At 61.2% G+C, this 25474-nt stretch carries 29 protein-coding genes and 2 pseudogenes; 23 read left to right on the forward strand and 8 right to left on the reverse strand.

Features of this window, described 5'->3' with window-relative positions:
- Positions 1-6: 6 nt before the first annotated feature.
- Positions 7-996, forward strand: a pseudogene (locus E9229_RS18525) (transposase); the annotation flags it as partial.
- 62 nt (positions 997-1058) lie between these two features.
- On the opposite strand, the gene E9229_RS18530 reads toward E9229_RS18525, so the two are convergent.
- Positions 1059-2075 (reverse strand): helix-turn-helix domain-containing protein, encoded by a 1017-nt coding sequence (locus E9229_RS18530; protein WP_183513257.1) that lies wholly within the window; start codon positions 2073-2075, stop codon positions 1059-1061.
- Positions 2076-2754: 679 nt separating this feature from the next.
- On the opposite strand from E9229_RS18530, the gene E9229_RS18535 reads away from it, so the two are divergent.
- From E9229_RS18535 to E9229_RS18555, 7 genes and pseudogenes are all read left to right on the forward strand, one after another.
- Positions 2755-3786, forward strand: a complete 1032-nt coding sequence (locus E9229_RS18535) for an iron-containing redox enzyme family protein (RefSeq protein ID WP_183513258.1) — start codon at positions 2755-2757, stop codon at positions 3784-3786.
- Positions 3783-3947, forward strand: a pseudogene (locus tag E9229_RS19110) (CDGSH iron-sulfur domain-containing protein); the annotation flags it as partial. The gene E9229_RS18535 and the pseudogene E9229_RS19110, both read left to right, overlap by 4 nt.
- A 114-nt stretch (positions 3948-4061) precedes the next feature.
- Positions 4062-4268: a hypothetical protein gene (locus tag E9229_RS19115; RefSeq protein WP_221184805.1), complete on the forward strand. Its 207-nt coding sequence runs from the start codon at positions 4062-4064 to the stop codon at positions 4266-4268.
- Positions 4269-4353: 85 nt separating this feature from the next.
- Positions 4354-5439 (forward strand): carboxylate-amine ligase, encoded by a 1086-nt coding sequence (locus tag E9229_RS18545; protein WP_281369661.1) that lies wholly within the window; start codon positions 4354-4356, stop codon positions 5437-5439.
- A 403-nt stretch (positions 5440-5842) separates the two neighbouring features.
- Positions 5843-5983 carry a hypothetical protein gene (locus tag E9229_RS20155; protein WP_407671404.1) on the forward strand — a complete coding sequence of 47 codons (141 nt, stop codon included), beginning with the start codon at positions 5843-5845 and terminating at the stop codon, positions 5981-5983.
- Positions 5984-6044: 61 nt separating this feature from the next.
- Positions 6045-6218, forward strand: coding sequence for a hypothetical protein (locus E9229_RS18550; RefSeq protein WP_183513262.1), 174 nt, complete (start codon positions 6045-6047; stop codon positions 6216-6218).
- Positions 6219-6725: 507 nt separating this feature from the next.
- Complete coding sequence (locus E9229_RS18555; RefSeq protein WP_221184794.1) at positions 6726-7982, forward strand: IS4 family transposase; 1257 nt, start codon at positions 6726-6728, stop codon at positions 7980-7982.
- A 503-nt stretch (positions 7983-8485) separates the two neighbouring features.
- Here the strand turns inward: E9229_RS18555 and E9229_RS18560 are convergent.
- Together E9229_RS18560 and E9229_RS18565 are read right to left on the reverse strand one after the other, a co-directional pair.
- Complete coding sequence (locus E9229_RS18560; RefSeq protein WP_183513263.1) at positions 8486-9058, reverse strand: DUF3618 domain-containing protein; 573 nt, start codon at positions 9056-9058, stop codon at positions 8486-8488.
- The gene (locus E9229_RS18565; RefSeq protein WP_183513265.1) at positions 9055-9498 is read right to left on the reverse strand and encodes a phage holin family protein; all 444 of its coding nucleotides are present in this window, start codon (positions 9496-9498) and stop codon (positions 9055-9057) included. Before E9229_RS18565 ends, E9229_RS18560 begins: the two co-directional genes overlap by 4 nt.
- Before the next feature lie 209 nt (positions 9499-9707).
- Here E9229_RS18565 and E9229_RS18570 point away from each other — a divergent pair, with 209 nt between their 5' ends.
- The 3 genes from E9229_RS18570 (at position 9708) to E9229_RS18580 (ending at position 11930) form a co-directional block, all read left to right on the forward strand.
- Positions 9708-10019, forward strand: coding sequence for a hypothetical protein (locus tag E9229_RS18570; RefSeq protein WP_183513266.1), 312 nt, complete (start codon positions 9708-9710; stop codon positions 10017-10019).
- Positions 10020-11165: 1146 nt separating this feature from the next.
- Positions 11166-11351: a CsbD family protein gene (locus E9229_RS18575; RefSeq protein WP_183513267.1), complete on the forward strand. Its 186-nt coding sequence runs from the start codon at positions 11166-11168 to the stop codon at positions 11349-11351.
- 123 nt (positions 11352-11474) lie between these two features.
- A complete protein-coding gene (locus E9229_RS18580; protein WP_183513270.1) occupies positions 11475-11930 on the forward strand; it encodes a transposase in 456 nt (151 codons plus the stop codon).
- 120 nt (positions 11931-12050) lie between these two features.
- On the opposite strand, the gene E9229_RS18585 is transcribed toward E9229_RS18580, so the two are convergent.
- Entirely contained in the window at positions 12051-12512 is a 462-nt protein-coding gene (locus E9229_RS18585; protein ID WP_183513271.1) for a hypothetical protein, read from the reverse strand.
- A gap of 184 nt (positions 12513-12696) precedes the next feature.
- Between E9229_RS18585 and E9229_RS19925 the strand changes: the two genes are divergently transcribed.
- The 3 genes from E9229_RS19925 to E9229_RS18600 all read left to right on the forward strand — a co-directional run bounded on the left by E9229_RS19925 (position 12697) and on the right by E9229_RS18600 (position 14633).
- Complete coding sequence (locus E9229_RS19925) at positions 12697-13290, forward strand: Chromate resistance protein ChrB (protein WP_312855759.1); 594 nt, start codon at positions 12697-12699, stop codon at positions 13288-13290.
- Positions 13291-13575: 285 nt separating this feature from the next.
- Positions 13576-14211 (forward strand): hypothetical protein, encoded by a 636-nt coding sequence (locus E9229_RS18595; protein WP_183513272.1) that lies wholly within the window; start codon positions 13576-13578, stop codon positions 14209-14211.
- Positions 14208-14633, forward strand: coding sequence for a YkvA family protein (locus E9229_RS18600; RefSeq protein ID WP_246380972.1), 426 nt, complete (start codon positions 14208-14210; stop codon positions 14631-14633). Before E9229_RS18595 ends, E9229_RS18600 begins: the two co-directional genes overlap by 4 nt.
- 841 nt (positions 14634-15474) lie before the next feature.
- Here E9229_RS18600 and E9229_RS18605 read toward each other — a convergent pair.
- Complete coding sequence (locus E9229_RS18605; protein WP_183513273.1) at positions 15475-16131, reverse strand: TetR family transcriptional regulator; 657 nt, start codon at positions 16129-16131, stop codon at positions 15475-15477.
- 59 nt (positions 16132-16190) lie between these two features.
- Between E9229_RS18605 and E9229_RS18610 the strand changes: the two genes are divergently transcribed.
- The 3 genes from E9229_RS18610 to E9229_RS18620 all read left to right on the forward strand — a co-directional run bounded on the left by E9229_RS18610 (position 16191) and on the right by E9229_RS18620 (position 18160).
- Complete coding sequence (locus E9229_RS18610) at positions 16191-16664, forward strand: nuclear transport factor 2 family protein (protein WP_183513275.1); 474 nt, start codon at positions 16191-16193, stop codon at positions 16662-16664.
- A complete protein-coding gene (locus tag E9229_RS18615; RefSeq protein ID WP_183513276.1) occupies positions 16661-17536 on the forward strand; it encodes an SDR family oxidoreductase in 876 nt (291 codons plus the stop codon). The genes E9229_RS18610 and E9229_RS18615 overlap by 4 nt, the downstream gene beginning before the upstream one ends.
- Before the next feature lie 156 nt (positions 17537-17692).
- On the forward strand, positions 17693-18160 hold the full coding sequence (locus E9229_RS18620) for a DUF4383 domain-containing protein (protein WP_183513277.1): 468 nt from the start codon (positions 17693-17695) through the stop codon (positions 18158-18160).
- A gap of 60 nt (positions 18161-18220) precedes the next feature.
- Here E9229_RS18620 and E9229_RS19760 read toward each other — a convergent pair whose 3' ends face one another.
- Together E9229_RS19760 and E9229_RS18625 are read right to left on the reverse strand one after the other, a co-directional pair.
- A complete protein-coding gene (locus E9229_RS19760; RefSeq protein ID WP_281369654.1) occupies positions 18221-18343 on the reverse strand; it encodes a hypothetical protein in 123 nt (40 codons plus the stop codon).
- Between the two features lie 602 nt (positions 18344-18945).
- Positions 18946-19902, reverse strand: coding sequence for a ferritin-like domain-containing protein (locus tag E9229_RS18625; RefSeq protein WP_183513278.1), 957 nt, complete (start codon positions 19900-19902; stop codon positions 18946-18948).
- A 233-nt stretch (positions 19903-20135) separates the two neighbouring features.
- On the opposite strand from E9229_RS18625, the gene E9229_RS18630 reads away from it, so the two are divergent.
- A complete protein-coding gene (locus E9229_RS18630) occupies positions 20136-20417 on the forward strand; it encodes a MerR family transcriptional regulator (protein ID WP_407671405.1) in 282 nt (93 codons plus the stop codon).
- 141 nt (positions 20418-20558) lie between these two features.
- Entirely contained in the window at positions 20559-20804 is a 246-nt protein-coding gene (locus tag E9229_RS18635) for a hypothetical protein (protein ID WP_183513280.1), read from the forward strand.
- Positions 20805-20878: 74 nt separating this feature from the next.
- Here the strand turns inward: E9229_RS18635 and E9229_RS18640 are convergent, their stop codons facing one another.
- The gene (locus E9229_RS18640) at positions 20879-21901 is read right to left on the reverse strand and encodes an IS630 family transposase (protein WP_183513281.1); all 1023 of its coding nucleotides are present in this window, start codon (positions 21899-21901) and stop codon (positions 20879-20881) included.
- 43 nt (positions 21902-21944) lie between these two features.
- Between E9229_RS18640 and E9229_RS18645 the strand changes: the two genes are divergently transcribed.
- From E9229_RS18645 to E9229_RS18660, 4 genes are all read left to right on the forward strand, one after another.
- Complete coding sequence (locus E9229_RS18645; protein ID WP_407671398.1) at positions 21945-22487, forward strand: cation diffusion facilitator family transporter; 543 nt, start codon at positions 21945-21947, stop codon at positions 22485-22487.
- 586 nt (positions 22488-23073) lie between these two features.
- Entirely contained in the window at positions 23074-23523 is a 450-nt protein-coding gene (locus E9229_RS18650) for a DUF6153 family protein (protein WP_183513282.1), read from the forward strand.
- Between the two features lie 367 nt (positions 23524-23890).
- Entirely contained in the window at positions 23891-24763 is an 873-nt protein-coding gene (locus E9229_RS18655) for a F510_1955 family glycosylhydrolase (protein ID WP_183513284.1), read from the forward strand.
- Entirely contained in the window at positions 24760-25443 is a 684-nt protein-coding gene (locus E9229_RS18660; RefSeq protein WP_183513285.1) for a GNAT family N-acetyltransferase, read from the forward strand. The genes E9229_RS18655 and E9229_RS18660 overlap by 4 nt, the downstream gene beginning before the upstream one ends.
- The last annotated feature ends 31 nt before the right edge of the window (positions 25444-25474 follow it).

Here is a 25474-nt window from a genome sequence, read left to right on the forward strand (position 1 = left end):
CGGAGTAGTCACACCTACGCGATCATCAACACGAGCACCAGAGCCCGTTCATGTTGCGAAGCCTTCCCCGTCACCAAGCCGGGAATGGACAGGGCCACCGCTTGGATCCAGAGGAATACCACCGGTGAGATCCTGGCAGCCATCGAGGGAACAAACTCCTACGGGTCCTCCATCCGACACGCTCTCGTCGTTGAGGGGATACGGGTGGTTGAGGTGAAACCGCCAAGGAAAAAGGATCGGCATGGTGTCGGGAAAAACGACCAAATTGACGCGGTCGCCGCCGCGATGAGTGTTCTGGGGCAAGAGACCGATTCGTTGCTTCACCCCCGCCAGGACGGGGAACGGGCCGCCATCGGCGTGCTCTTGACCGCCCGGCGCCGGGTGGATCGCCAGCGCACCGCGAACCGTAATGCCTTGAACGCTTTGGTGCGGCAGATTGATTTGGGCGTTGATGCCCGCCACGCGTTGATCGAGGCTCAGATCAGGGAAATCAGTGGTTGGCGTGCGCGCGAACGTGACACCGTTGACCAGCGAGTCGCCCGGGCCGAAGCCATCGATCTGGCCAAAGCCATTGGGGCCGGACGGTCCCGCTTGAAAGCAATAGAGGTCGAGTTGGTTGACCTTGACGTGTTGCTGGCCCCGGGGTTGCAGGACCAATTTGGGATGGGACCAATAACGGTGGGGATTATCCTGGCCGCATACTCACACCTCGGTCGTCTGCGTTCCGAAGCAGCCTTCGCAGCCCTGGCCGGCGTCTCACCGCTTCAAGCGTCCTTCGGCAACACCAAGCGCCACCGGCTTAACCGCGGAGGCGACCGGCAGCTGAACCTGGCCTTGGACATCATTGCCAAGGCCCGGATCAGGGGAGATGAGAAAACCAAGGCCTACGTTGAACGACGGACCTCGGAAGGGCTGAGCTACCGTGAGATCAAACGATGCCTGAAACGATTCCTTGCCCGTTCAATATTCCGGCAACTCGAACAGTTTGGGGCTTGATTTAATCCATAAAAGGGTCCGGTGGGCCGTCCCGTCGGCAGCTGGGCCCCGCTTGGGATGGTTCACAGTTCGGCCAGCGGGGTGTCGAGCATCCAGGCCAGTGATGAGCCGTCTACCTGCCCGTCTCGCAGGGCCTTGAGGTGTTCCTCGAGCAAGGATTGCGGAATGCGCGGTGATCGGTATGCTCGGGCACGGGGCCGGCTGAGGCAATCGGGGACCTGATGTGCCAAGAGTTGCAGCGTTCCTTCGTCCGCATGAACCAAGGCCGGGCCGGGGCGTATCCCCAGGGAGTTCAGGCGCGCGGCTAGTGCCTTGGCCGAGATCCCACTTTCCCACAGGAAACGGGCTAATTCATTGGGTGTTTGCCGGTTCCAATCCATGCCGCGCATTCGTTCGACCGGCAATAACAGGGCGAAGGCGAAGTAGTCAGCCCAGGTGGTCAGGCTCGGGCGGCGCCGACCGATGGCAACCGCACTTCCGCAGAGCAGGTATCCCAACTCCCGCGCCAAGACAAGGTTCCCCTGGAACCAGGCACCGGTCCCCCGAACCACGATGTAGGAAACTGATCCGCTGTTCATCGAACGGGCGTCGAAAGCAGGCCCCTCGGCCACGATAAAGACTCCCAGTCCGTAGGCGGCTTCGATGGCCGCCGGGAGGTCGTGAATGAACGGTTGACCGAATCGTTCCGATAACAGGGCCGCGACTGAATCTGCCGCGTCCTCCGGAGAGGTCTCCGGGGCGAACACCGGCAACGGAGGAGTCTCGAGCCCGATTTCGCGATACGCCGCAGCGGGAAAGGCCACCGTTTCGGCGATCCGGTCTCGGCTTTCCTCGCGCTGTTCAGCAGTTTTCCCGGATTCGTAGGATGGATCTCCGATACCGGTGATCAGCCAGGGAAGGGAGACACCTAGTATCGCAGCGAGGCGCGCCAGCTCTGCGGCACTGAATTTGCGTTGACCACTTAGTGACCGGCTGAGCGCATCGCTTCCCATCCCCACCGCCCGCGCCAAGGCGGCTTGGTTCATCGTGATCCGGCTGGACCCGATCGCATCCTTCACCCGCATCCCGGTTTGGTTCATGGTCCCCCGATTCATCCTCGTTATCGACATTTTCCCAACGTCGAATCCATCCAGTACAGCATTGTCTCGGGCGCACTGTTCCAAGCATTGCTCAGCAGGAGGACCGGTGTAAAGATGAATCATATACACAGGGGAACACTTCGAAAAGGAGCATTCACCGTGCCCCATACAACTACCGAACCCCCAGCGGGGCCGGGACGCGAACACAGAGAAAGCCATCAATTCCACAGTTCCCCGATCAGCCCACCCGATGACACCCCAACCTGTTACACATGCCACAGTTCGGATTTCTTGGTCTTTGAGAGTGCTACCGCTTCCATCGATGCTGGCGCAGAGCACCCGACACGATGGGACGTCACCTACTGGTGCGGCAAGTGCGGTTCCTTTTACGGACACGCCACGCGGATCCCGCCCACACAGCCGTGGTTAATCGCTTCAGCTTACGAAGCCCCGGTGTATACCCATTGTGGACGGCCCATGCAGCAGGGTCCAGCGGAAGGCACCGCCCCAACCGATATAGAGGTCGGACAAATCCTGCGCTGCGACTGCGGTTTCCACTACCTTTCCCCACTGCTTCCGCCAGAGGGCTGATGCGCTCCGGACCCGGCTTTGCGAACACCGGGAAAAGGCACCTGTCGCTTCATTCCCGTTCAACCCACATCTCTTGAGGAGCAACCCAATGAAAGACCTCCCCGCGGCCCGCGGCCCGCTCAGCGAAGTCTTGCGGGAAAGCCTCCTGCGCAACGACCTACCCTTGGCCATGGAAGCTTTGGAGGAGCAGGCCGCAGCAGCATTGCTCGGCACCGCTGACATTCTTTTCGATGAGGATCTGCAGATTTCGCTGTTCATCCTCTACGAGCTGCATTACTCGGGCTTTAGCTCACTCATCGACTGGTGGGAATGGCATCCGCCGCTTTTGGGATTGCGCGCACGCCTTGAGGAGGCTTTGGAGAACCGATTGTACGGCGGTATCGGGACACTACCGCGTCCGGAACCAGGCGCAGGTGCTGTCGCCGAGGCACTCTTCGGGCTCATGGCCGGGGATGGTGGGCCCTCGGTCTCCTCCTACGTGTCCCGTCACGCTACCGAGGAGCAGACCCGCGAATTTCTGATCCACAAATCGGTCTATCAACTCAAGGAAGCCGACCCGCACACGTGGGCCATTCCCCGGCTCCGGGGTCGAGCAAAGTCAGCCATGGTGGAAATCCAAACCGATGAATATGGTGGCGGAATTCCGGGCAAGATGCACTCGGAACTCTTTGCCCACACCATGCAGGGGCTGGGACTCGATCCGGAGTTCGGCGCCTATATCGACTCCGTACCAGCCATCACCCTCTGCTCAGTGAATGTGATGTCGCTCTTCGGCTTGCATCGTCGGCACCGCGGAGCCATCTGTGGGCACTTGGCCGCCTATGAGATCACCTCTTCGATCCCCAACGCCAAATACGCCCGCGGATTGCGTCGACTCGGTTTCACGTCCCCGGTCACCGACTATTTCGACGAGCATGTAGAGGCCGACGCGGTCCACGAGCAGATTGCGGCCAGGGACATGGCCGGCGCTCTGATCGAGCAAGACCCCACCGTGGCCTCTAATGTATTCTTCGGTGCGGCAACGGTCCGCTTCCTCGATGCCTTGGTCGGACGTTGGCAACTCGACGCATGGAAGGCTGGCACCAGTTCGCTGCGCCTGGCCTCGAAAGTGGCGGCATGAGCGCATCGGGCGGGGCCAGCATCACCGTGTGCCCACATGGCCCCCTGCTGGTCAGGGGAAATTTTGAGCTCCTCGACGGCGAAGGGCTTCCGGTACCCACACACCGCGGAACCATCGCATTGTGCCGTTGCGGAGGATCCGGGCTCAAACCTTTATGCGACGGCTCCCACAAGATGATCAAGCCCACCGCGGGCTCCGAGGTAGCCTCTCCCAAGGTCCCCACCACCCCGGGCGCGAATCACACCATCAACCACAGCCCTGATCAGGAGAACACCATGGATCATTCCGCGAATCAAAATACGTCCACTGCAACGCCTTCACCCTCGGCTGACGCCCAGAAGATGAAAACCGAAGCCACCTCCCGGGACCATGTTTCGGACCCCTCGCTCTCGGATGAAACCGGGCATGACTGGAGCGGCGAGGGCGGGGCCACCGAGCAGGGTCCGGCCACCGGCACCGAAGCATCCCCAGCCGCCCTGTGACCTATGCCCCCCACCGGGCCATCCCCGTTGCGCGGCACCACGGTTCCTTTTCGTATCCGTCCGCCCACAATGTAAAGGTCACGTGATGCGGACCTTTGGCATTGAAGAAGAGTTCTTCCTGATCGATCCGGGTACTAGCATGCCTATCCTGCCAGATGCCGAAACAGCCCGGATTTTATATGGGGTCGAAGGCGGCGGTAGCAACACCACCGCGGAGTTCTTGGCCTGTCAGGTGGAAAGTGCCACACCGGTCTGTGTGGAAGCCGCTGAGGCTCTGGCTTCGTTGCGCGGATACCGCAAGGAGCTGGCCAGGACGGCTCGTGAGCTGAATCTCCTGCCGGTGGGGGTGGGAACCCCGCCACTGATTCCGGTAGGCAGCGCGGTCATCACTGATCAGGAACGGTACCGCAATATCAATGCGTTCCTGCCGGGCATCGGCGCCGAACAGTATGTCGGCGGGCTGCACATCCATGTTTCGATTCCCGATGCCGATACCGGGGTGCACGTGTTGAACTCACTGCGACCCTGGCTGCCGGTCCTCTCGGCTCTGGGTGCCAATTCGCCATTCTGGAGGGGTGGTGATTCGGGTTTTGCCTCCTGGCGCAGCATCCAGTACCGAAAGTGGTCGGTGCAGGGCATCCAACCGCATTTCCTGGATGCGGCTGATTACCATCGGCGGCTCGCCTTCATGTTATCTTCGGACGTGGTTCTGGACGCCGGACACATCGGATGGGCCGCACGCCTGTCCGGGCGCTACCCGACCGTGGAAATACGGATGGTCGATGCCCAGATGCGACCAGAGGATTCCCTCTTGATCGCACTGCTGGCTCGAGCCTTGGTCGATACGGCCCTTCACCGTCCCGAAGATCCCTCTATTCCCGCCCCGGAGGCCCTGGACCTGGCCTATTGGCAGGGCGCCAAACACGGCATGACGGGCAATCAGCTTGATCCCAGATCCGGCGGCGGCACGGTCAGCACGGACCATCGCGTCTCTTCCCTACTGGAATACGTCGTGAGAGCCCTAGAGGACAATGGCGATCGGGAACTAGTGGAAGCGGGCTTGGCCCGGATCAAGAGCGAGGGCAACGGTGCCATCCGCCAGCGTCGCAGCTTCGCCGAGGGAGGCTTCGACCGGGTACTTGCCGATGCCGCCACCGAGGTGAGTGCCTGATCCCCGGCTCTCCATGACCCGGGTGAATGCCCGGCTCGAGGGCGAGGATGAAACATGGATCGTGTGGCACGCATCCCAAGCACCTTCACGCGACCCTGACCAGTTCAACGCTCAAAGGCGGTGCCGGGACCTGGGACATGACTGTTAACCCGGTCGTTTCCCAGATAGCAGCCCGAAAGGGAGGCAGGATGCGGCAGGCAAAGCGGACAGCAAGGAGGTCTCTCCGAAGAAATTGGTGCCTCTGGGTGCTGACATGTTCTAAAAAAGGTTGAGCAGGTAACCGTGAAGCGTCAACACGTGGAAACCACGGATCGGGAGCATCTCACGTCGGGTCGCCGGAACGGGGTTCACCTATATCTCGGCCAACGGCAGGCGCATCGGCTCGCAATAAATCCTTCAGCGGATTCGGTCCCTCTCCATACACCCGGCCTGGACAGATACCGGGATCGCTGCGCATACCAACGCTCACATCCTGGTGACAGGGGTCGACGCTGCTGAATGCACGCACGACATCTACCACCAACACTGGCCAGAAGTCCGTTGACAGCGAGAAATTCACCCGTTGGCTGGCTTTCGCTACTCGGCTCCCGACGATCCGGTGAGCCGTGACCTGGGACCTGCGCCAACAGGACGACGGGCGCAGACTGGCCATGGCTGCGGCGGTCCGGCTGATGGAGCGGGTCGGGCTGAGGGTGGGCGGCGCGTCCTACGAAGAGCATAACGGTTCCTTCAACGCATCGACCCTCCAACGCCGACACCTCCGCAGGGAAGCCGGGTGATCCGCCTGACGTTTCGGAAGGAAATCAGCCGGCACCTGGAACATCCGGCTCACCGATCTGCTGCTGGAAGACTACTTCTTCTCCATCCCCCGATCCCTCGTTCTGGGCCGGCGATCTGCTACTGCGTGTCTTCTGAGCGGAAAAGGCAAGGGAAGCCGGTATCTGACACCGATATCAATGGATACCCCTCGCGGAAATCACCGGGCCCGGCTTCACCACTAAGGCCTTTCGCACCTGGGCGGGGTCGGTAGTTGCTGCGCGATCCCTCGCGTGGGGGCTTCGCTGCGGATCAACATCTCCGGAGGCTGTCAGCACCGCTCTCAAAGAAGCCGCTGCTTGGTTGCACCATGCTCTGCCGTTGCCCGGGACTCCTCCGCAAACCCCAATGCCGTTCCGTTAAGAATCTGAAACCGTCGTCAAGTCGGCGCGTCGCCGAGCAGAAATAAGTGTGGCTCCTGTTTGAGTACTTCGGTCCTCCAAGACTGATCCACCCGCACGGGAGCCACCATGTTCGATGCTGCCATCAATCACGCCCCGGGGGTATTCGCCCCCGGTAACCTCGGGGAACTCACCGGTGTGGCCCCGTTCGAGATGGTTGACGCCGCACTGGAAGCGGCGGGCGGCAAGGAACACCGAATACGTAGGCTTCCATCCCGGGTGGTGGTTTACTTGCTGCTCGCCGGGGCGTTGTTCGCCGACCAGTGCTGGAAACAGGTCTACTCCCGCCTGGTTTCGGGGCTCTCAGTGCCGGGGAAAATCCCGGCAGCCTCGGCATTGAGCCAGGCCATGCACCGCGTGGGCCCGGCCGCGCTACGCGAGTTGTTCACCCTGCTCAAGGGACCGGCGGTCAGTAAGCAGAAGCATGAAACCCGCTTAGCCGGCCGCCTGGTCCTGGCCATCGACGGCACCCAAATTGCCGTGCCCGACACCGACGCCAACCGGGCCTCCTACCCCAAACCCCGCGGCGGACCCAACGGGGAAGCCGGGTATCCGATGATCCGGTTGGTCGCGGTCCTCACCGCGGGAACCCGCATGCTCATCGAGGCGGCCTTCGGCACCGATGCCGTGGGAGAGCTGACCTACGTCCACCAACTCACCTCGTGCCTGCGCCCGGGCATGGTGTTGCTCGGGGACCGGAACTTCGCCACCTACAGGTTCTTCGCCGCGGTCGCCCACACGGGGGCGGTTTTCCTCTTCCGTGCCAAGACCGGGGCCAACGCCATGATATTGCCGGTCCTGGAACGCCTGCCCGACGGCTCCTACCTCTCCAAGGCTGCGGGGCAGCCGGTGCGGGTCGTTGACGCGGTCTTGACACTCACCACCCGGGCCGCGACCCGGGAGAGCGGCTACCGTTTGGTCACCACGATCCTTGACCCACGCCAGGCCCCGGCCGAGGCGCTGGTGCGGCTCTACCACCGGCGGTGGAAGATTGAAACTGCGTATTGCGAACTGGAATCACAGATCCTGGGCGGGCGGGTGCTGCGCGGGCGGCACCCCGGAGCCGTTGCCCAGGAAACGTGGGCGTTGCTGGTTTGCTACCAGGTGCTGCGCACCGCAATCAGTGATGTGACACTGCAGGATTCCTTGGCTGATCCCCACCGCTTGTCTTTCAGCATCGCCTTGAGAACCGCTCGTGACCAGGTCATCCATGCCCAAGGAATCCTGGCCGGGGCCACCGTTGACTGGGTGGGGCACATCGGGGCAGCGGTCCTGGCTGAACCACTGCCCGCGAAGCGAAGACGCACGCGGGTGCGGGTGGGTTAAACGGGCGATTTCCAAATACCGGGCCAAGGAACGGAACCTCGACCGGAGAACCTACGCCGCGACACTCAGTACGCAGATCTTGACAGCGGACCCCTGATCCTTAACCGAACGGCATTGCCCCTAAGGCTCATCAGCTGCCCGGTACCCGTATCGAAAAATACCATCGGACCCCAGCGGGTTTAGCAACATCCCATTGAATACGAGGACTGGAAAAGTTCGTCCATCTGTGGGGACCAAGCCCCGCGGGCATCGTCTCTGCTCAGCACGTGGGCCCCACCTCAACTGGAGGTAGCGGTGCCAGGCCTGCTGCAACGTGTAGTGCCGGTGGGGTGTACGTCCTGGAGGAACCTAGCCCGGTCCCGTTGGCATCAGGCCCTGCGCCCGGATGATTCCCTCATGGATCCTGGTTTTGTCGGTGGGCGCGGCACACGGTCGTTGCAACTCCCCGTGATCCGGGTGTTGCAACGACCATGAGAACTCAAGTTGCACCGATAGTTCCGACACTACTGTGTGAGGTGGTCCCTCGCCGTCTGGCCCTGTTTCTTGATGTCGGTGGCGGCATCGATCGTCTCGGATTTGATGGTCTCCACCGACCCCACGGCCGTTTCCCGTACGGATTGGACGGCGTGCTCGACCGGCTCTTTGAGCTGTTCGACTATTTCTCGCGCGGCATCGGAGATTTCACTGGTCAGTGGTTCGGCGCGTTCCACCAACGAGGAGGCCAGATCCTTCTCCTTCTCACTGGGCGGAATCAAGGAAGAAACCAAAAGACCGACTCCGAACGCAATGAGGCCTGCTGCGACCGGGTTGCCCTTCGTCCGTGCCGTCAGCCGATCCGGTGCCTCCTGGACGGAGCTCCCTAAGTCGTGAGCGGCAGAACGGGTGGTTGAACCCGCATCCTGGGCACTGCCCATGACAGCGTCCTTGACTCCGCGCAACGACTGGCGGACCCTGGTGCTCTGGCGGTGGGCGATGCTTGCGGGGCTGACCTTATCGGCCAATGCGTCCACATCGGCACCCAGATGACCGCGGGTACGTTCGATATCCGAACGAATTTCATCTGGCGTTTGGCTCATGGCGTTTCCTCATTTGGCTTGAACGTGGGTGGAATTTTCTTCAGGGTGTCCGCAGTTTGGGGTAGGCCCTTGACCGAATGCATTTCGCGCCGGGCCACCAGTGCCAGCACGGCCCCGATTACCGCCCAAATCACGGCAACGATGACCGCAGCCCATCCGTAGCCGACCCACAGAGCCAACCCGAACATGGAGCCAAGCGAAAGGAAAAGCAAGACAAAGTGTGCGGCCAGCCCAGCGCCGGCATACATGCCCGCCCCTTTACCGGCCGAGGACGCCGTCTCTTTGAGTTCGGCCTTGGCCAGTTCCAGTTCCTGACGCATCAGGGTCGAGACATTTCGGGTCAGGTCCCCGAAAAGCTCGCCCAAGCTGCTGTTGGCCGCTCGCGCTTCTGCCGTTGATGGGCCGGGATCTGGGTCCCTGGTGCCTTGATATTCGGTCATGAGTCCAAGGACCCCCGTCCCGGACCGGCTTTCCGCGAAGGATCAAGGTCAAGCCCGGGAATTCCTCCGATCCCCCCAACGCCACCGGTGCTAACCTCCGGACTACTTCCCAGACCACTGTCAGGATAACGCGGGGCCGGCGTTTCGGGTCCTACCGACGAGCTCTCATCCCTTTCGGGAGTGGAGGTGCGTTGAGTAGATGCTCCGCCGTGGGAATCATCCGCTGCGGCACCGGCCACCCCGCGAGCAAACCTGCCCACCAGAAGCCCAGCACCGGCAGCGATGGCCAAAAAGGCCCCTGGTCGTTGCCGAGCATAGCTCTTGACCTCTTCAAGGAGCGATCCGGGGTCACGATCCGTGAGCCATTCTGCAGCGTCACCTGTGCGATGGGCGGCCTGCCTCACCAGCGAAACCGCGGTTCCCTGATTACCGGAAGACTCGACCATGGCTTGGAGTTCGTTGCTGATAAGGCGCAGGTTCTGAGCAATCTTCTCCTGCTGGATACCTGCCTGCTCGCGTAAATCGGTGCTGAGCTCATTCAAGAGGTCGGTGGCCTGGTGTTTTACTTCTTCGGTCACGTTCCCGGCTTGCTCCTGAGCCGTTCCCGCCACTTGCCGCGCTGCGTCAAGCCCCTGCCTGCCCAGCTCGCTGGCTTCAGCCTTGACGTCCGGCATTGTTCCCGAATCACCGGAGTCGGAGGAAAGGGCCGAAACGCCGGAGGTTGGTTGCGGTCGCACGTGAAGATCCTGAGGGTCCTCAGTGCCATGTCCCGGAATTGGCGAGACCCGCAGAAGGCCAGGAGGCTCAGCGACCTGTGAAACCGGTGGCAAGGCGGAAGGCGCAGCCACCTGAGAAACCGGCGGCAGGACGGAAGGCTCAGCGACCTGTGAAACAGGACGTGCTTGGCCACTGCCGTCTGGGAGCGGGACCGTGGGGTCCAAGGGGTCAGGCTCGTGGCGGGCCTTTGGTGGATCAGGTGTAAATTCGTTGGTCATGAGCTTCCCTCTGATCGTTTAACCGATGATCTATTTGTTTGTGGGGATCCGCTGGACCATGCGGTATCCGGGGTGGGTTCGACGGCCGCCCCTCACCGGGCCGGTGGCTTTGTGCCCGGAGTGAGCGGTTCGGCTCTCCTGTCCGGGCGAGGAACGGTGATGCTCTTTGGCCCGAGTGGATGAAATCCGGGGCGAGGCGGTGCGCGCAAATCTGTCGTTGGTTGCTCGCACTGATGGTGCTTCTGAACCCCAAGCCATCCTGATTCCGCTCCCTATCTGCTTAGCATCCGGGGTCTCGTGAAAGCCTTGACCCTTCGCCGGTCCGGCGGCCTGAACCAAAGCCAACCACCACGTGTTCCACCACACAACCCTCCCGGTCGACCGCACCCGGAAACATCTGTTTCGGACACAGAGACTGTTGTGAAAAACCCAATAGAAAATGTCGTAATGGTCAGCAAAGTCGAAATATTGGGCCGTGAGCCTTGTCCCCGTGGAATGGCGGTGTTTGGCTAGTACTACAGGCTCGGCAGCCTCTGCGGACAGTGGTCTTAAGGCGTTTGCCAGCTGATAGGAGACTCATTATCTGCTTATCTGCGGGAACCGCGGCCTGATCTGGGAATCATTTAAACGGTAAACAATCGAATAAACGGTAAACAATCGAAGGAGAACATCATGGGTCTCGGAGACAAGATGGGCAACAAAGCGCAGGAAGCCGCTGGCAAAGTGAAGGAAAAGGCCGGCCAGGCGAGCGACAACGAGAAGCTGCAGGCCGATGGTGCCAAGGATCAGGCTTCGGCCAAGGCCAAGCAGGCAGGCGAACATCTAAAGGACGCGGCCAAGGACGTCACCGGGCAGTAACCGCTAGGCACGGCCATCCCACCGGGGAGCCGCCCCCTGAATAGGAGGTCTTACGCCGCCACACCTGGCGTAGGACCTCCTATATGCGTTGCGGGGCAGCCGGTGCGGGTCGTTGACGCGGTCTTGACACTCACCACCCGGGCCGCGACCCGGGAGAGCGGCTACCGTTTGGTCACCACGATCCTTGACCCACGCCAGGCCCCGGCCGAGGCGCTGGTGCGGCTCTACCACCGGCGGTGGAAGATTGAAACTGCGTATTGCGAACTGGAATCACAGATCCTGGGCGGGCGGGTGCTGCGCGGGCGGCACCCCGGAGCCGTTGCCCAGGAAACGTGGGCGTTGCTGGTTTGCTACCAGGTGCTGCGCACCGCAATCAGTGATGTGACACTGCAGGATTCCTTGGCTGATCCCCACCGCTTGTCTTTCAGCATCGCCTTGAGAACCGCTCGTGACCAGGTCATCCATGCCCAAGGAATCCTGGCCGGGGCCACCGTTGACTGGGTGGGGCACATCGGGGCAGCGGTCCTGGCTGAACCACTGCCCGCGAAGCGAAGACGCACGCGGGTGCGGGTGGGTTAAACGGGCGATTTCCAAATACCGGGCCAAGGAACGGAACCTCGACCGGAGAACCTACGCCGCGACACTCAGTACGCAGATCTTGACAGCGGACCCCTGATCCTTAACCGAACGGCATTGCCCCTAAGGCTCATCAGCTGCCCGGTACCCGTATCGAAAAATACCATCGGACCCCAGCGGGTTTAGCAACATCCCATTGAATACGAGGACTGGAAAAGTTCGTCCATCTGTGGGGACCAAGCCCCGCGGGCATCGTCTCTGCTCAGCACGTGGGCCCCACCTCAACTGGAGGTAGCGGTGCCAGGCCTGCTGCAACGTGTAGTGCCGGTTGGATTTCATCGATCTGACGATCCCGGGGAAATCTGGTTGAGCGAACCCGGCCGAGACGTTCTTCCTGCCATCGGGAAACAGCCGCTCCAGCTGCTCCCGGTTCATTCCCGCAGCCTGGGCTGCGGTGATCGAGTGGGCGTGGACGGTCTTCTTCACCAGGGAAACCTCCCGGCGTGAACATCCCACCGTCTCGACAATTGCACTGTAACTTCTGTGTTCGAGCACCAACGCCATGATCGCGCCGTAATCAGCCATGAAAGGACCTCTCCGTCGAAGCCGACAGCACCCGATGGGCCGTCGGCTTCTTCAGCGGACCATGTTTCATTCCGGAGCGGTACCACCTAGCCGAAATGAACGGTACCGGGTGCCCGGACTGACCGTACCATCAGGCCGTGCTCGCCAAAGTAACGACCGTTACACCTTTTGATTGTGACACAGAATGTTGAGTGGGTCCTCGTCCTTCTGCAAATCCCCTCCGAACCCTCCAGGTACCGGGTCGCCGTCTGGCGGCAACTGCGTAAGACAGGCGCCGTGCCCCCTCTCCGCCGGGGTTTGGGCCCTGCCTGCGGGCCTGGGGTTTCAAGCGGAACTCGAATGCGCCAGGGAGCTGTGCAGCAACGGAGGTGGCACGTTTGCCATCATTGATGCCTCACCGCGCGATGAAGAGTCCAGGGCCGTCATCGTGGGCGCTTTCCAAGCGGTGCGGGTTGATGAATGGACCGAGTTCCTGGCCAATTGCGGCAAGTTCGAGGACGAGACCGCCCGGGAAGTAGCCAAGAAGAAGTTCACGTTCGCCGAGCTGGAGGAAGAAGAACAGAGCCTGGACCGGTTACGGGGCTGGTATCGGGATTTGAAGAAACGTGATGTCCTGGAGCTGCCCGAGGCAAAAGCCGCCGAGGAACGGTTGCAAGCCTGTGTGATCGTGCTGGAGCAGCACGCCGAACGGGTTTATGCCGCCGTCCACTCAACATCGCAGCGAGATGCCCCGGAACCGGGACAAGTGACCCAGGAACTGGAAGTACCCCGGGAATGAGCCGGCCAGGTAGTAGTGAGCTCTCACGCGTAGGATTTTACGCCGATACATGAGACTGTTCTTCGCAGAACCAGCCGCTGGCCCTGAGCCGTTGAAAGGGTTCCCGGAATAATCACGGTCCGCATATCGAAGGCAAGGGCCGAGACAGCGCACGGCCGTAAATATCTGCCACGGTGTCCAGAGGAACACCGACGAGAGGGGTACCCATGACGGGAGCATCCGAATCGTGGACACTGATAAATCGGACCACCACCCAGCCTTTTCTAACCAGCCCGGGGGGTATGGATGCTGATCCCGGTGGAAGTGCTATTTGTTGTGGTCATGGGCTCAACTGCCGTGAGGCAATCTTGGAGTGCTGCCACCATTCCGGCGCTTCTGCTTGTTGCAGCGACGGTTCCCGTGCTGGTCGAGCCTGGAGCCACAAGCCGATTCCCAGCGTGGGTGCATGGATTTTACCTTTCGTTCCTGCTTGCCGGACCGTTCGCCGGGGCCCAACTAGGGTTCTATGGGCGTTGGGAGCGCTGGGAGCGCTGGGAGCGCTGGGACAAAGTTGTACACACATCCTCCGGGCTTTTGGTCGGATACGCCACGATATTCGCTCTGGGAGTCATCAGCAGACGGCAGAATATTGGTCTTCCACCGGTCCTGCTGGTGGGCGGCATCCTCGCCACCGGCGGTTTCATTGCCGCAATGTGGGAGATCGCTGAGTTCAGTAGCGAGCATCTTCTAGGCACCCGCGCCCAGAACGGCAATTTGGAAGACACCATGACGGACATCATCTGCGGCATCGCCGGGGCCACCGCTGTAAGTATCGCGATGAGCCTGCACCTCAAAGGCCACCGCTTCCCCTTGATCGTCTCGCTTCTCCAAGAGCGTGATTTCAGATTCAAGCTTTCCCGAAACGGAGAGCTAGAACTTTGAACTGGTGGGAGACGTTGCTGGGATTCCTTGCCGGGCTGATTGCCATGTATTTGGTGTTGCTGTTTACTCTCTGGATCTATGTCCGACACCACCCAGAGACAATAAGCCTGAAAGAGGCCTTACGCCTGCTACCGGATGTGCTGCGGGTGATTCGGCGCATGGCCGCCGATAAGTCGGTGCCCGGAAGCGTCCGCATAAAACTCATCATGCTGCTGGTCTACTTACTCTTCCCGCTGGATCTCGTCCCGGACTTCTTGCCCGTCATCGGTCATGCTGATGACCTCATCATTCTGGCGATGACGCTTCGCGCGGTGATCCGTTCCGCCGGACCAGCCGCGTTACGTCAACACTGGCCCGGGACCCCTGCCGGACTGGCAATCATTGAAAAACTCGCAGGACTACCCCCGAATTCGAACGAATGATGAAGAGCCCATCGATGCTGAGGGACTTCAGAGTGCAGATAGGTCCTGGTGCCCCCTACGGGCATTACGGGTACCGGAGCCTGAGTCCCGCCAGCGGGTCCAGAGTCGGAGCAGCTTAAAGCACAATGATGGTTTAGAGGCTTTGCCTGGGTAGCGTTCCGCAGCAGACACCCTACCGCGATACCCAAGCCTGACCATCCCGGCAGCTTCATACGCCGTTTTCCACAGTGCCTGCACGGGGATTCCCGGATTTGGGGACAGGTGTAACCGGCTTCTGATACGCAGGTCGCCAGGAGCCATGTGCACCAACCTGCCACATGCTTCACAGTCATCTTCATTGCCAGCGCAGCGCAGGTGCCGAACCGAACCCGTGGTGCCCATTTCGCCTTCCCTGGTTCGTCGCACACTGCTGAGCAGCACGTCACTTATCGGCAACCGAGACGATCATGACCCGTGCACGCCACCGGAGCCGAAGCGATTCCGCGGCACCGCATCGGCACCGGCAACCTGGCAGCGGTTCACGCGACGATCCGCAGTACCATCATGTTCCACCAAGCCCCCGATCATCCCCGCTGCCAGCGCACCGGTATCGGTGGGAACACCCACCGATACCGGTGCGGGCCGGCAGCGGACCCTCTATTTCCTGCACATGCGCCAACGCAGCTACTGCGGTGAACCCTCGCTTTCTTGTGGTGGACCACCCGGGCCGCGAGCTGGGGCGCACCCCCTGTGCTGCTCGGGCCATCCGGAGCATGGCGCCCCAGGATGGGGTGACGAGGCATGGTTGCTCCTGAAGTGCACGCAATCAGGAGCGCCGGAAATGCTGGCGCTCCTGGCCGCGCTAATCGAGAGAACCCTCATCAAGTAGCGCGGCGCCAATCGCCTTGCCCACGAAGGTACCGAGCTCGCGCGCAGTCCAGTTGCGGCCCAGCATCAGCTTCTCGCAAACCTCGGGGGCCGTGTAGAACCACATGATATCTGCGGCAAACTCCGCGGTGATGCCCGTGGCGAGCAGATTACGGTCCACCATGTGGCGGGCGTTGTGCAGCATGCGCTCATACCGATCCTGATCGATTTCCACCAGCAGCCTGGCCATTTGCTCGTCCTGGGCTGCGGCATCTCGAATGAGCGTGCGAATGGGGGCGGCCAGCGGTCCGATCTCCGCAGTGAACATGCCCAGGGCAAGGAGAAGCCCCCTGCCATCAGTTGCTTCAGCCTGCAGGAGGTCGGAGCGCTGTTCGGCTGACACCGGACCTACTCCCAGCAAGCCCTCGTTGTAGATGTCGCGAAGCAGACGGGCCTTGGAGCCGAAGGTTTTATAGATGGTCTCGGTGGAAACAACGGCCTCTGCGGCGATCGCCGCAATGGTGGTCCCGACGTATCCAGATGCGAGAAACAATGTGCGCGCCGAGTCAAGGATGGCTTGGCGTTTGTGTTCGGCACCCTGCCGGCGTGCGGAAGAATCGTAGGGGCGCGATGTCTTGACCGGCAATGCCATGGGGCGTAACCTCCAAATTAGATACAGGTAAGTGTAACTAATTTCTTGGGAGGTTCTCCATGGCTATCTCCGCCGCTTTAGACCGGGAGGCCCTGTCGGTCGTTGAAAAGTTGCGAGATGCTACCAACGCCCACGATCTCGAGGCCATTGTTGCCCAGTTCTCCCCCGCCTACATCAACCAGACCCCGGCTCATCCCTCCCGCGGCTTCACCGGCCCCCACCAGGTCCGGGAAAACTGGAGGCGCATCCTTAACGCCGTCCCGGACCTCCGCGCCCACATCATCCGCTGCGCCACTTCTGGGGCTACCGTCTGGAGCGAATGGGAAATGGTTGGTACCCGGCTGGACGGACAGCCCCACCGGATGGTGGGCATCGTTGTCTTTACCGTCGACACCGGGCTCATTACGGAGGCAACGTTCTACCTTGAGCCTGTCCAAGACCGGGCCGGAACCGTGTCTGCGGCCGTTGGATCCCTCCTCGGTGACCTCGCGCCGTCCAGCGAGCCGGCCCCTTCGGAGGGAAAACCGTCATGATTTTGCTGACCGGCGGGACCGGGACCGTGGGCAGGGAGCTGGTCCGCCTCCTGCAGGATTCCGGGCAGCCGCATCGGGTCTTGACCCGTAGCCTCGAGAGCGCACGTCGCTTGGAAGCAGCCGGCTCCCCGGCGGTGGTGGGGGATGTCCAGCATTCACCGGATCTTGCCGCTGCCGTCTGCGGCTGCGACATGATCATTTCCGCCATGACGGGCTTCGGGCCCTCCTCGGGCAGTTCTCCTGCCGTCGTTGACCGCGATGGAAACCTGAACTTGATCCGCGCCGCACAGGATGCCGGGGTGCAGCGGTTCGTTCTCTTCTCGGTCCGGGGCGCCGAAGCTGGGCACCATTTGGAACTCAACCGCATGAAGTTCACCGCCGAACAGGCCTTACGCGACTCGGAGCTGGGATGGACGATCCTGCGCCCCACCATCATCCTTGAAACGTTCACCGGGATCATGGAAGAATCCTTGGACCGGCACGGGGTGGTGGTGGTCTTTGGTTCAGGAGACAGGCCGGTCAACTTCGTATGTGCCTCCTATGCGGCCTGTACGGCACTCGTCGCGGCTCAAAGCCGTGACCTGTACCGGTCCGCCGTGGAGGTGGCCGGGCCTGAGAACTTGACGTTCAACGAGCTTGCCTCATTAGTCATCACCCGATACGGCTCCGGTCGCGTGCTCCATGTCCCCTTGCCGGTGCTGCGGGCCATGGAATTTTCGGCCAAGACCCTCGCGCCGCGATGGGGCAGGGTGCTTGGCGCCGCCATCTGGATGTGTACCGCAGACATGACGAGCAAGGCGGCGTTGACCTACGAATCATTATCCAGGATCCCGGTGAAAACCATACGTGAGGCTCTGAACGAATCGCCTTAGATACCGTACTGCCGACATGCCCTTCCTTCACGCCGAAAAGATGCGGGGGGCCGGAATATCAAACTGCGCGGGGGGTTCCAATAACGGCCCAGGAGATGCACGATGTGAGAACGCAGCAGAACACTGCGGTAACGAACTTGGGAAAGGACAAATACCATGAGCAGCCGCACTGCAGGTACCGGAACCGCGCGCACCAGCGTCCAGATGGTGGCTTTGGCGTTCGGTGCCGTCTTTCTCCTAGTCGGGATCCTGGGGTTCATTCCCGGGATCACGTCCAACTACGACCAGCTCTCCTTCGCCAGCCACCACTCCGAGGCACTGTTATTGGGCATCTTCCAAGTTTCAGTCCTGCACAATGTGGTCCATCTGCTCTTCGGTGTCGCAGGCATTGCCTTGGCCAAGACGTGGTCCGGGGCACGGGGCTACCTGCTTTGGGGCGGAGTCATCTATCTCCTCCTATGGATCTACGGGCTCTTCATCGACCATGACTCAAACGCCAATTTCGTGCCGGTGAACGGCGCGGACAACTGGCTGCACCTGGTCTTGGGTATCGTCATGGTCGCCTTTGCCTTGCTGCTGACCCGTGATAGTGACAGAACTACGCCCGCCACCACCGTTCGATAGCTCCCGCGACGTGCAGGGGCAGGGAAGGGAGTTTCCCCAGGCAGGGTGTCTGCAAAGTCGTCAGGCCAAGCGAATTCCGACCAGGCGCAGTACCAGAGCGGGATAATTCCTCATCTTGCCGGTGGCTTCGGCAAGGTGGTGATTGCTCCGGCCTTCGAGCAAGATGGTGGCGATGTTGCGCACGATGGCCACCACATGAGGCCTGTTTCCCGGTGAGAATCGGAGATTTTTCCTGCGACCAGTGGACATCACGCCTCCCATGCAGGCCGCTTTCATTGCCACCGTGTCCGCGCACCCAGGGGCCGCTGCGCTCCAGACCTGGCGGAGGCTCATGCTGCTCGGTAATATTCCACCGGTCTCGTCCCGAGCACTGGTAGTCCCGGATGGACCGCCTTCAAGAGGCATCAGACCCCTCACTTGGAGGGCCTCCGTTCGCCTCGCGCACTGCGTGGGCAGAAGGCTCCGGCGTTCGCGGGGTCTGACCGCTGTTCGGCTGTGGAGAGTATCCCTCGAGTGAGATAAATGGCATCGCCGAGCTAGGGGCGTCAATCAATGGGCCGGCCTCGATGTGCAACAAAAGAGTCTTCGCTCATCGCGTGCCTCCGGGCAGCGAAGCCGCACCCACGGACAACAAGGTGTCCTTCCACGGCTGCGCCCAGTCCTCCGGGCCGAACCAGCTCGACATCACCGGAACGTAGCATCTGTCGAAGGGATCCTTGATCACCAACGACAGCTGCCCGTTCCGTTGACGACGAGGAAGGACTAGCTCATATATGGAAGGTGCTTTAGTTACTTCCGCTTCGGTTGAGCTTTCCGTTGACACCGTGCGGGAAAAACCCGCCGGATGTGACCGACTTCGGGTTCAGGTAGGCGATGTTCAAGACCTGGCCAGGGGTTCGGCTGAAGGCCAGGGCGTTGGCGTCGGCGGGCACGAGGTTGGCGACCTTGGCCGTTCCGATGCCCTGGTCACGGTCCGTCTTGCCATCGAGGCTGTCGCGGGCGTTCGAGATGGCTTGGGTCGGAGCCTGAAGACCTCGGGCATACATGGTGGTTCTGATGATGCCGGCGTGGTATGCCTCCACGGCAAGGATGCCGGCAGCCGCTTCGAGGTAGGTCTTATTGTCAATGAACGGTGCTGCCCCCTTGTAGGCGCTGACGCCGACGTCCTCGAAAATGAACGCTCCGAGCAGGAAACTTGTTTCATCCTTGAACGGGTTGAAGCTCTGCCCCGCGCTGATGAGTCCGGCAGCGCGAGCGGCGGCGGTAAAGCTGGCCTTTAAATCGATCGGAGGACGGGCCACGGCGGCTTTGCCCAGCGCGCTGCGCAGGAACCGGACATGGGCCTTTTCATCCATGGCGATCTCCACGGCGTACTTCTGGATGAGGCTGCCGGCGGTGAACGGGACCTTGCTGCCACCGGTGACCCCGCCTTTCCTTCCCCGGCCGTCGGTGAGGCTGTTGGGCAAGCCAGCACCGGTGACCGCACGCAGGTAGAATTCGGCCTCGAGGTATTCCAGGTTCAGTGCGAAGTTCAGGATGGCCGAATCACTGGGGCCGCCCTCATGCTCATCCTCATGCTCGTGATCGCGCTCACCGGAATGGGCGGCTGCGGCCGGGGCAGAGAACAGTGCGCCGGTACCCACGAGGCCTGCCGCAGCGGCGGCGCTGAACAGCTTCCTGCGGTCAAGGGTGTTTTCCGCGCTCCTGGCCATCGACGTGGTGATGAATTTCTGCTCGAACATGGTGTTCTCCTGCCATTCTGATGGAATGGCGGGGGCAGGATAGTCTCCTCTAGCGCTCCCCCAGCACTGCGGAACCCTCGCCACGGCCGAAGCGACCGCGATAGCTGTCAGGGTACATGCAGGACCAGTACAAGGAAAGGGCCTGCCGGACTCCCCGCACTGATCGACTCAGGGATAAGGGAAAGGACGGGAAGATGACTCAGAAGAGACCAAAGGACCTGGCCGTGTAAGCGATTTCGGTCGCCGCCGAACTGGTGGGCACCGGTCAGCAGAACCTGCGCCTCTATGAACGCAAAGGTCTTCTGGACCCCCAACGCACCGAAGGGGGAACTCGCCGCTACAGCGAGAAGGACCTGGATATCCTGCGTCGGATCTCCCATCTCCTCGCCCAAGGTCTGAACCTGTCGGGAATCCGGCTGGTGCTGTCCCTGGAGGCAGAAAACATCTCGCTGAAAAACAAGCTCGACCGGCAGGAAGCGAAGCCTGACCAGCAGCAGAACACCTCGGAAAGCTGATTCCGCTCCGGCGCATCGGCACGCACCCTGGGTGAAGATCATCCTTGGTTGACCGGCCTTGAAACACTTCCCGGCCTGTCCTACCGTGGTATCCCGTGCTAGCGCTTTTCTTTCCATCACTGGTGAACAGGAGGCAGATCAATGAGCGAAGCTATTGACCCCCTGGACCCGGCCGATGCCGCGGCCATCGCGCAAGGCGTCATCGCACCGGATGATGCCCGACCCCTGGACCTGGACGATGAGCTCCCCACGGGCCCGGACGGTGAGCGGTTGGTGGTGTGGGACGAAGTGCACGACCGGGAGCTGGAACTCAACGAAGATCCTGGAATCGATGCGTACGTCGATGAACCCACCGATGATGAGGCTCCACCGGAAGCACAGGCCTAATAAGCACCCAGAGCAGTACGGTGCCTACTATCCGTAGACACTCTGCTGGGCCGCGTCTCGGTCCCCTCAAACCCCTAGTGTTCAGTGTTAATAATTTGTTTGCGTTTCATCTTGCCCAACAAATGATCAGCTGATGTGGTCCACACGAACGGTTTAGCGTCCTTGTTGTAGTGCTCAATGTAGCGTTCCAGGGCTTCTTGGAAATCTCTGACCGAGGAGAAAGTGCCGCGCTTGAGACACTGGCGGGTGATGACGCCAAAGAAGATCTCCACCATGTTCAGCCACGAGCAGCTGGTCGGGGTGAAGTGCATCGTCACCCGGGGGTTCGCCGCCAACCACTCCTTCACATTCTGATGCTTGTGCGTGGCGTAGTTGTCGCAGATAACGTGCACGTCAACGAAGGGATGGGCCTGGGCGACCTGATTCAGGAAGTCAACGAATTCCACGTTCGTGTGCTTTTGGTAGAACGCGTTTGCGCTGAGTTTCCCGGTCAGGACATCCAGTGCCTCAAACAAGGTGGTGGTGCCGTTTCGCTTGTAGTCGTGGGTCTGCTGCTGCAGGTTCTTCGGGGCCAGTGGCTGGTCCGCAGCGGTGCGTGAGAGGGCCTGGATGTGGGTCTTTTCATCGATGCTCACCACCACCGCGTTCGCCGGTGGTGACATGGAGAGTCCCCCCACGTCCCGGAGCTTGGATTCCAGGGCCGGATCGGTGGAGAACTTGAACGTCTCGATGCGGTGCGGTTGGATCTTCCACCGCCGCCAGATCCGTGCCACGGAGGAAAAGGAGATCACGTGGCGTTCGGCCATGATGCGGGCCGACCAATGCGAGATCCCCAGCTCCAGCGGTGGCTTCCCGTCGTTGGCCAGGGTGTCGGCAACCAAGGAAAGTTCGTCGATTCCCCGCGGTTTTCCGGGCCGTTGAACATCTTCCAGGCCCTTGATGCCCAGTTCCTCATCGCGCCTGCGCCAGCGCCTGACCGTGGGATCGCTGAACCCGGTGATCTCCGTGATCTGAAGGTTGGAGGACCCGCCAGCAGCCAGCAATACCGTGCGTGCCCGTAAGGCAACCGCCGCACTGATGGATTTTCCCCGGGTCATTGATTCAAGGATTTCCCGGTCCCGACACGCAGCGGAAGGGTCTTTGCATAGTTGGCCATCTTCAGAGAACATTAGCTACGACACAGCACTAGCTGGCCTGGTCATCATCGTGGTCATCGCGCTGTCAGCTGTCCTTGCCGCGTGGCAGTCGATCGAACGCCTATTTAACCCGCAGCCCCTCGAAAACCTGTGGTGGGTGCGTGCGGCAGGCGTGATTGGATTCGCCGGGAACGAACTGGTGGCGGTGTACTGGATCCGGGTCGGTCAAAGGATCGGTTCCGCCGTGCTCGTAGCCGGTGCCGTGCACGCACGCACCGACGGATTCACTTCCCTCGCCGTGGTGTTCGGCGCCGTAGGAGTGATGCTCGGCCATCCGCTGGCCGACCCGATCATTGGCCTGCTGATTTCGGTAGCGATCAGGATCCTGCTCTTCGGATCGGTGAAAAGCATTGGCCGTCGACTCATGGACGGCCTTGAACCCGATCTTGTTTCCAGGGCACAGGCAGCTCTTGACGGCACACCCGGGATCCTTGCGGTGCCACGGCTGCAATTGCGTTGGTGGGTCATCGCCTGCAGGGTGGGGTAATCATTGTTGTCGCCGACGCGGCACTCTCAAGCATTGAGGGGACTATCAAGGAAGGCGAACACCGGCTCTGACATGCGCTCCCGAAGCTCGACGACGTGTTGGTCAAGGCCATCACGGCATCGGCAAGCCAAGAAGTGGACGACATTGAATTACCCACGCACGACCCTCATCGATGAGACAACCGGCCCAATGACGCAATTGTTCAATTTCACGAGGTGAATAGGGTGTTGTCGGCCTCCACCTTGCACGGGTTGTTCCCCGGCCTGAGCTGGGTAGAAGTTGCCCCCGGATGACGATGGCCTGCGGGCAGTCGCACTGGGCGATTGTCCTTTCGCGTGCACGCTCCCATAAAATGATTCAAGGCCACTGGGACACCCGGGTCCATATCCGTGGTTTCGCTGGAACTGCGTTGTGGAATTCACCCGCTTCGTCATGGCACCGGCAGGAGCCGCCTCCCCCACCGGGGTATCGGCTGTTGTCATGCCATGCAAAACACCCAGGTTGTAGCGCTGAGGGCGGCCTCCCCAGGGTGCACCAGAACACCGCCTGAACAGCTTCGAAACTATTTGCCGGAAGGGAACCCGTCGTGAACAAACGCCGAGTGGTCCTACCCCCGGTGCTTCGTCATACGTTCATTTTGGTGGCACTGGTCCTGGGTTTGCTGGCGATGCACATTCTCGGTATTGATCACCAGATGCCGCACGGAGCCCATGGATCCCAGGGTGCGCTCACCAATCAGGCAGGGAATCAGCATTCCCCCCAGGACCTGACCGCCGTAGCTGCGTCGATGCAGCACACCTCAGCCGACGATTCCCCCGCCTTTCTCGCGGTGGATTCCCTCGGTGCTGCGGAATCGGCCATGATCGGCATGTGTGTCCTGGCCCTGTCCATCGGCGGACTCTTCATCCACCTTTTTTCCCGGGCTTTCCGCCCGGTCCCCGGGCGAGGGCTGGCGGCACCGCCGGTAATTTGGTTCCCACAAAGCCGTCCCCACACAACGCCTTCGCTGATCCAACTTTCGATCAGTCGCACCTAAGAGCAGTTGGCTTGCCCCGGGGCGGTCACCCCTTTGTCGTGCTTGTTTCCGCTGGAGAATCCCTGATCATCCGGATTCTTTCGCCGTTCTTGGCGCTACCAAGGCCTCTGTGCCCATGACCACCGGGCCAGTCCCCACCGACACCATTTAGATGAGTGCTGCGCTGTTTCTTACGCTCCCGCGCCACCACGCATCGGCGATGAACGCCCCGCAGAAACGACTCCTACCCCACGAGTAAGCTCTGCCGACCCGGCCGACCCGTTCCGTCGGCGGTCAGCCGCCACCAGCCCCGCACCAAGTGAGCTTGGGGCAACCCCCCCTATGCGCTCCAGCGGGCCCACTTCTGCTCTTTTTCGTCTGGAGAATTATGTCTTCCCCCCTGCCCATTTTTCGTCGTACCCGAAGGTGGTCAACGACGGCCCTCGCCGCAGTTGCCATCCTGGGACTTGCCGCATGCGGTGAACCAAGGAGTTCGAGTGTCGGTGAATTACCCCCGGTTAACCCCTACGGTCATATCCACGCCATCACCATCGAAGAATCAACTCAACGAGTCCTGCTCGCCACCCACCACGGCCTCTTTGACGCCACTGAGGTTGTCCCCCAGAAGATCGGCCCAACGATCGACCTTATGGGATTCAGCGCTGCTTCGGATGGGACTTTCTACGCTTCCGGGCATCCCGGTCCGGGCACCGATCTGCCCGATCCCCTGGGTCTGATGAAATCCATCGACGGTGGAGAATCCTGGGCACCCCTCTCCTTGCAAGGGGTCTCGGATTTCCATGCACTGAGCGTGACCAGGGAGCAGATCATCGGATACGACGGGAACCTGCGCTCAACCACTGATGGCCAGAAGTGGGCGGATATCGGCCCCCTGGCACCAACTCCCTATGCGTTGGTTGGAAACCCAAAAAACACCGTCGTTCTGGCCACCACCGAGGAAGGTGTCTGGCGATCCACTAACAGTGGAAAAACCTGGTCCGCTCCGGGTGGAGGCCCGCAGCTTCTCACTGCCGCGTTCGCCGATCTGATGACGGTCGTTGGGGTAACACCGGAGGGAAGTGTGTACCTCAGTCTCGACGCCGGAGCTTCTTGGGCGGCCCTGGGTGCCAAGGTCGAACAACCTGCGGCCATTGGCGCCGCCGCACTGGCAGGTGGACGACTTTCCATCTGGATGGCCATGGAACGCGGTCTGGTGAAGTTCTCCTACGACGGTACGACCTTCACCGAGGAAACCCGATGATTCAGAGGGTCTCGAATATCCCCAACCCCCGGTCTCTGGTGGTCATCAGGCAGGCCACGGAAGAAGACCTGCGATTGATGGCCTCCTACTTGATCCGGTACCTGCCCGAGGGGTTGTTCCCACGTCTGGGACACCGCTTCGTGCGGCGGTGGATGCAAACCTTTCTGAGCGAACAATATGGGGTGGCGCTGGTTGCGGTTACCAACGATGCCCCTCGGCAGCAAGTGGGCTTCCTGATCGGTTCAACCAACCAAGGACGCCACGTCGCCGACGTCCTGCACCAGCATAAGCAGAGCCTCTTGCTCGCTGGGCTGTCGGCACTCTGCCTTCGTCCGCGGGTACTGCTTCACTTTCTGCGCACCCGGGCCCGGCCCTACCTGAGACGCATCCTGGGACGCACGCATGCCCCGGATGCCGGTACTACTTCCCAGCCGGCAACGGCCGTCATCACCTCAGTGGTGGTGCTGCCAACGGTGCGAGGCGGGGGAATAGGCGGGCTCCTGGTGGAGGAATTTCTCGAACGTGCCGGGGCGGACCAGGCGTCCCTGGCCGAGCTTGTGACCACGGCAGGGGCTGCGGGAGCAGGAACGTTCTACGAGAAATTGGGGTGGACCTGCGTGGAGGAACGGCATTCAAAGGACGGGACACCCATCCACGCCTATCACCGTTCTCTGCGGTAGCAGTCACTCGGAGGTCAAAATGCTGCTCTCG

This window comes from Paeniglutamicibacter cryotolerans (genome assembly GCF_014190875.1).
In the GTDB taxonomy this organism is placed as follows: Bacteria; Actinomycetota; Actinomycetes; order Actinomycetales; family Micrococcaceae; genus Paeniglutamicibacter; species Paeniglutamicibacter cryotolerans.